Source organism: Mycobacterium sp., from assembly GCF_049280035.1.
Taxonomy (GTDB): domain Bacteria; phylum Actinomycetota; class Actinomycetes; order Mycobacteriales; family Mycobacteriaceae; genus Mycobacterium.
Genome location: NZ_JBAPPI010000858.1, coordinates 1 through 5,914 on the forward strand (window position 1 = coordinate 1; position 5,914 = coordinate 5,914).

5 protein-coding genes and 1 pseudogene are annotated in these 5,914 nt (G+C 65.4%); 3 read left to right on the top strand and 3 right to left on the bottom strand.

The genetic code is table 11. The features are described 5' to 3' along the window. From WAN71_RS27380 to WAN71_RS27390, 3 genes and pseudogenes are all read right to left on the bottom strand, one after another. Positions 1–229 (bottom strand): annotated as a pseudogene (locus WAN71_RS27380) (alcohol dehydrogenase); the annotation flags it as partial. After that, positions 229–1,422: an LLM class flavin-dependent oxidoreductase gene (locus WAN71_RS27385; protein WP_422228330.1), complete on the bottom strand. Its 1,194-nt coding sequence runs from the start codon at positions 1,420–1,422 to the stop codon at positions 229–231. The gene WAN71_RS27385 and the pseudogene WAN71_RS27380, both read right to left, overlap by 1 nt. Next, positions 1,419–2,396 (bottom strand): alpha/beta fold hydrolase, encoded by a 978-nt coding sequence (locus WAN71_RS27390; protein WP_422228331.1) that lies wholly within the window; start codon positions 2,394–2,396, stop codon positions 1,419–1,421. The genes WAN71_RS27385 and WAN71_RS27390 overlap by 4 nt, the downstream gene beginning before the upstream one ends. Positions 2,397–2,637: 241 nt before the next feature. Between WAN71_RS27390 and ftsH the strand changes: the two genes are divergently transcribed. The 3 genes from ftsH to WAN71_RS27405 form a co-directional block, all read left to right on the top strand. Then, positions 2,638–5,019 carry an ATP-dependent zinc metalloprotease FtsH gene (gene ftsH / locus WAN71_RS27395; protein ID WP_422228332.1) on the top strand — a complete coding sequence of 794 codons (2,382 nt, stop codon included), beginning with the start codon at positions 2,638–2,640 and terminating at the stop codon, positions 5,017–5,019. Between the two features lie 55 nt (positions 5,020–5,074). After that, positions 5,075–5,662, top strand: a complete 588-nt coding sequence (gene folE, locus WAN71_RS27400) for a GTP cyclohydrolase I FolE (protein ID WP_422228333.1) — start codon at positions 5,075–5,077, stop codon at positions 5,660–5,662. A gap of 20 nt (positions 5,663–5,682) precedes the next feature. Beyond that, positions 5,683–5,914 (top strand): dihydropteroate synthase (locus tag WAN71_RS27405; RefSeq protein ID WP_422228334.1); only part of this gene is annotated, 232 nt, incomplete at its 3' end.

The window sequence follows — 5,914 nt, forward strand, 5'->3', positions numbered from 1 at the left end:
CCATGAAGACGTCATTGCTCAGATCGACCTTCATACCGCCGGCACCGATGCTGTCTGCCATCTGTTCTGTCAACGCCAGCATCTCATCGCCGTGGGCGGCGAAATGAAGATCTGTCCCACAGATTCCACACGACCGCACTGCAACTAGAACCTGGCCGGATTCGGGCACCGGCTCCGGCACGTCGTCGCGATACACCATGCGGCCTTCGCGTAACACCGCGGCGCGCATCAGCTGTTCTCGCTTTCCATCTTGAGTTCATCGGTGTGCTCGGTGATGGCCTTGACCACCGCCTCGCCGGCGCGGCCAAGCAATTGCTCACGCATGCCCTTGGCCCATTCATGGGATGCCCGAGGTGCCTCCAATTGCCCTTTAAAATGCGGAATCACCTTGCGGGCGAACAGATCATAGGAGTGATAGGTCGCCTGTGGCGACGCCCAGTCGTGGCCCAGCAACAAGAAGCCGCCGAATCCGCCCGACCGGACCAGCAGGTCCTCGATGTAGCCGATCGCCTCCTCGGGCGTGCCGATGCAGCAGTTGCCCCTCGCCGCGTAGTCTGCGACGAACTCGCGGGGGGACTGCGCGCCCTCGACCAGATTGGCCAACGGCACGAACCCGGCAGCGCCGAAGTATTTCGCGAAGTCCTGCAGGCCGTAGGTGCAGTCGTCAATCGCTTGATCTCGGGTGTCGGCCAAATGCAGGATGCCGAGCACCCGCCAGTTGGCCCGGTCGGGCTCGTCGTGTCCGGCTTTGCCGGCTTGCTCGCACACGACTTCCCAGGTGTTTTCCAGCGCCGCATAGCCGCCCGGCACCGACATCGACAGCGACAGCAACGACGTGCCCAACGCGCCGGCGAGCCGCGGTCCGGACGGTGAAATCATTGCCGCCGTTGAGATTTCGGGATAAGGCCAGGTGTAAGGGCGGATGTGCAACTGGGCATCGCGCAGCGTGAACCAGTCCGAGTGGCGGTTGATCCGCTCATCGGGCGCGGCGCGGAACAGGGCTAGGATCGCCTCCAGCGATTCATGCATCATTCGGCGCTGCTCGACCGGATCGATCCCCATCATGTAGGCGTCCGACGGCAGGGCGCCCGGACCGGTACCGAACATCACCCGCCCGCGGGTCAGGTGATCCAACAACACCCAGCGGTCGGCCACCATCAGCGGGTGGTGGTAGGGCAGCGATACAACACCGGTGCCCAACCGGATGTGCTTGGTCCGCTCGGCCGCCGCGGCGATGAACACCTCCGGGCAGGCGATCAGCTCGTAGCCGCCGGAGTGATGTTCACCGAACCACGCTTCGTCGAAGCCCAGACGGTCCAGGGCGACCACTCGCTCCATGTCGTATTCGAGTGCAGTCGTGGGGGATTGGCCGGTCGGATGAAACGGTGTGATGAAGACACCGAAGTTCAGCGGGCGGCTCATCGCAGCGTTACACCCGAGAGGAAGTCCAGCACCACCTCGTTGACTTGGTCCGGGCGCTCCTGTTGCAGCCAGTGTCCGGCGCCGTCGATCATCACCTCACGGTAGGGACCGGTCACCACCTCCCGGGTGCGGTCGCGGCGCATGAAGCCCCCCACCGGATCGTCGGTGCCGGCGACGAACAATGCCGGCACCGAGATGGTGGCGGCCGGCGGGTCGGCCAGGAGTTCCCAGTTGCGGTCCAGGTTGCGATACCAGTTCAGCCCGCCGGTGAAACCGGTGCGGGTGAACTCCGCGATGTAGTGGTCGAGTTCCTCGGCGCTAATCCAGTTCGGCAGGCCATCGGCTTCGGGTAGCCGCTCGATGAACCCCTCCGATCCGGGTCGGAGCATCCGCGCCGCGGCTGCATGGTCATCCGGCGCGCGCAAGCCCGCCATCATCCGTCGGATCGTCTTTGCGGGGTCGGCGCCCAGTTCGGCGTCGGCTACCCCAGGCTCTTGGAAATAGAGCATGTAGAAAAAGTTGTCGCCGAACAGCATGCGGAACGCCTGTGTCGGCGGAACCTGGGCGCGTGGCACCGGCGGAACGCTCAAACCGACAACCGCCGCCACCCGGTCGGGATGCAGTTGCGCTGAGCTCCATACCACCGGGGCACCCCAATCGTGACCGATGAGTACCGCCCGCTCGGCGCCGACGTCGTCGAGCAAGCCGATCACGTCGGCAGACAGCTCGGCGATGTTGTAGGCGGAGATGTCGTCGGGCCGGCTGGAGCCGCCGTAACCGCGCTGATCCGGGGCCAGCACGTGGTACCCGGCGGCGGCCAGCGCCGGGATCTGGTGGCGCCATGAATAGGCGAGTTCGGGAAAACCGTGGGCCAGCACCACTAATGGTGCGCCGGGCTCACCGGCTTCGACGGTGTGCAGCCGCACGCCATTGGTTTCAATATTGCGCTCAGTGATCGATATGCTGTCGGGCACCGTCTCACCAAAGCACACCCCTGGTCCGCCCGAAAGGTGTCCGGCGGTTGGGTGCGCCGGTAATGGCAATTGGCGGGAACTGCCATTCGTTCTTTCTACGGCAGATCGAAACGGCATGATTCCGGCCCTTGGCGACCGCTGCGTCCGGCTGCGCCGAGCTGGCGATCGCCACGGGGCGGTAACCTGGACTATTCCAGCTGCGTGTATCGGGAAGGACCTGGCCGGCGGCGGCCGATGATTGATGAACCGGAAAAACGTGATCCGCACGCTCACGGCGATCGCTGTCGTGCTGCTGCTTGGTTGGTCATTCTTCTATTTCGGCGATGACACGCGCGGCTATAAGCCGGTCGACACCTCTGTGGCGATGACCCAAATCAAGGGCGGCAACGTCAAGAGTGCACAGATTGACGATCGCGAACAGCAGGTGCGGATAACGCTGAAAAAGGCCAGTACCGGCACCGACGGCTCCGACAAGATCATCACCAAGTACCCGACCGGCTACGCGGTTCCCTTGTTCGACGCGTTGACCAGTAAAGACGCAGACGCCCAGGTCAGCACCGTCGTCAACCAGGGCAACGTCCTGGGCTCGTTGCTGATCTACGTGCTGCCATTGCTGCTCTTGGTCGGCCTGTTCATGATGTTTTCCCGCATGCAGGGCGGCGCGCGGATGGGCTTCGGCTTCGGCAAATCGCGGGCCAAGCAGCTCTCCAAAGACATGCCCAAGACCACGTTCGCCGACGTCGCGGGCGCTGACGAGGCGGTCGAGGAGCTCTACGAGATCAAGGACTTTCTGCAGAACCCGTCGCGATACCAGGCGCTTGGCGCCAAGATTCCCAAGGGCGTGCTGCTGTACGGGCCGCCGGGAACCGGTAAGACGCTGTTGGCCCGCGCTGTTGCCGGCGAGGCCGGCGTCCCGTTCTTCACGATCTCGGGGTCGGACTTCGTCGAGATGTTCGTCGGTGTCGGCGCATCCCGGGTCCGTGACCTGTTCGAACAGGCCAAGCAGAACAGCCCGTGCATCATCTTCGTCGACGAGATCGACGCGGTCGGCCGTCAGCGCGGTGCCGGGCTGGGCGGCGGTCACGACGAGCGCGAGCAGACGCTCAACCAGTTGCTGGTCGAGATGGACGGCTTCGGTGAGCGCGCCGGCGTGATCCTGATCGCGGCCACCAACCGGCCCGACATCCTCGACCCGGCGCTACTTCGGCCCGGTCGCTTCGACCGCCAGATTCCGGTGTCCAGCCCCGACCTGGCCGGCCGGCGCGCGGTGCTGCGGGTGCACTCCAAGGGCAAGCCCTTCGGCCCTGACGTCGAATTCGACGGGCTGGCCAAGCGGACCGTCGGCATGACCGGCGCCGATCTGGCCAACGTCATCAACGAGGCGGCGCTGCTGACCGCCCGCGAGAACGGCACCGTGATCACCGGCGCCGCCCTGGAAGAGGCAGTCGATCGGGTGGTCGGCGGGCCGCGGCGCAAGAGCCGGATCATCAGCGAGCAAGAGAAAAAGATCACCGCCTACCACGAAGCCGGGCACACGCTGGCCGGCTGGGCGATGCCGGGCGTCGACCCGGTCTACAAGGTGACGATCCTGGCCCGGGGTAGCACTGGCGGCCACGCGCTGGCGGTGCCCGAGGATGACAAGGGCATGCATACCCGCTCGGAACTGATCGCCCGGCTGGTCATGGCGCTGGGCGGGCGTGCCGCCGAAGAGTTGGTATTTCATGAGCCCACTACCGGCGCGGTGTCCGACATCGAACAGGCCACCAAAATCGCGCGCGCGATGGTCACCGAATTCGGGATGAGTTCTAAGCTCGGTGCGGTCAAATACGGCACCGAACACGGAGATCCCTTTCTCGGCCGGACCATGGGGAACCAAGCCGATTACTCCCACGAGGTCGCGCGGGATATCGACGACGAGGTACGCAAGCTCATCGAGACCGCGCACACTGAGGCCTGGGAGATTCTCACCGAATACCGCGACGTGCTGGACATTGTGGCCGGCGAGCTGCTGGAAAAGGAAACGCTGCACCGCGCCGAATTGGAGGCGATCTTCGCCGACGTCGAAAAGCGGCCACGGCTCACCATGTTCGACGACTTTGGTGGCCGCATTCCGTCCGACAAGCCGCCGATCAAAACACCCGGCGAGCTGGCCATCGAGCGCGGCGAACCGTGGCCCAAGCCGGCGCCCGAACCTGCCTTCAAGGCTGCCATCGCGGCGGCGGCGCGGGATGCGGCACAGTCCGAGACTGATCGAGCCACCAACGGCGCCAACGGTTCTCACGGTGGAGCGGCTGGCCCGCAGGGCCCTGGTGTTGAAGGCGTGCCAGCCTCTGCACCGCAGCACTCGACGCAACCCGATTACGGTGCACCGGCAGGCTGGCACGCTCCCGGCTGGCCACCGCCGCCGCCGGGTTACTGGTACCCGCCGCAATCCCCGCCGCCGCCGCCACCGCACTGGCCGCAGCCACCGCACAACTACGCGGGCTCGGCGGGCCAGCCTTATCCCCCGTATCCGCCGTATCCCCCGTATCCGCCCCCTGGTGCACCCGCACCGGAGCCCGGCCAGCCCGTCGACCCGCCTGGTGGCGACCCGAGTCCGTCCAACCCGTCGGCGCACGGCTGAACGAACGGAGGCTTCGATCGTGCAGCCAAATTCCCACACCGCGCCGAATTCCCGAATCGCGACCTTGAGTACCGCGGTCTTTGACCAGGCGCGTGCCGAGGCCGCGATCCGCGAGCTGCTGTATGCGATCGGAGAGGACCCGGAACGACACGGTCTGCTGGACACCCCGGCACGCGTCGCCCGCAGTTACCGCGAGATGTTCGCCGGGCTGTACACCGATCCCGACACCGTGCTGGACACCACGTTCGACGAGCAGCACGACGAGTTGGTGATCATCAAGGAGATCCCGCTTTACTCCACCTGCGAACACCACTTGGTTCCTTTCCACGGTGTCGCGCACGTGGGATACATCCCCGGTCATCACGGCCGGGTGACCGGATTGTCCAAGGTTGCGCGGCTGGTGGACCTCTACGCCAAGCGGCCACAGGTACAGGAGCGGCTCACCGCCCAGATCGCCGACGCCCTGATGCGCAAACTGCATCCGCGCGGGGTCATCGTCATCATCGAGGCCGAGCACCTGTGCATGTCGATGCGAGGTGTCCGTAAGCCCGGAGCTGTTACCACGACGTCGGCGGTGCGTGGACAGTTCAAGTCCGACAATGCATCTCGAGCTGAGGCGCTCGAACTGATCTTGCGCAAGTGAGCACGACGCGGGTCAAAGTCATGGGGGTGGTGAACGTCACCGACGACTCGTTCTCGGATGGCGGGCACTACCTGGAGGCTGATCGCGCTGTTGAGCACGGCCTGGCGTTGGCCGCCGACGGCGCGGCGATCATCGACGTCGGCGGAGAGTCGACCCGGCCCGGCGCGGTCCGCATCGACCCTGGGGTGGAGACTGCCCGCGTCGTTCCTTTCGTCAAAGAGTTGGCGTCACAAGGCATTACGGTCAGTATCG

Coding starts and splice junctions, on each gene's coding strand:
- WAN71_RS27385 (WP_422228330.1), bottom strand. CDS start 1,422: ATGAGCCGCCCGCTGAACTTCGGTGTCTTCATCACACCGTTTCATCCG.
- ftsH (WP_422228332.1), top strand. CDS start 2,638: ATGAACCGGAAAAACGTGATCCGCACGCTCACGGCGATCGCTGTCGTG.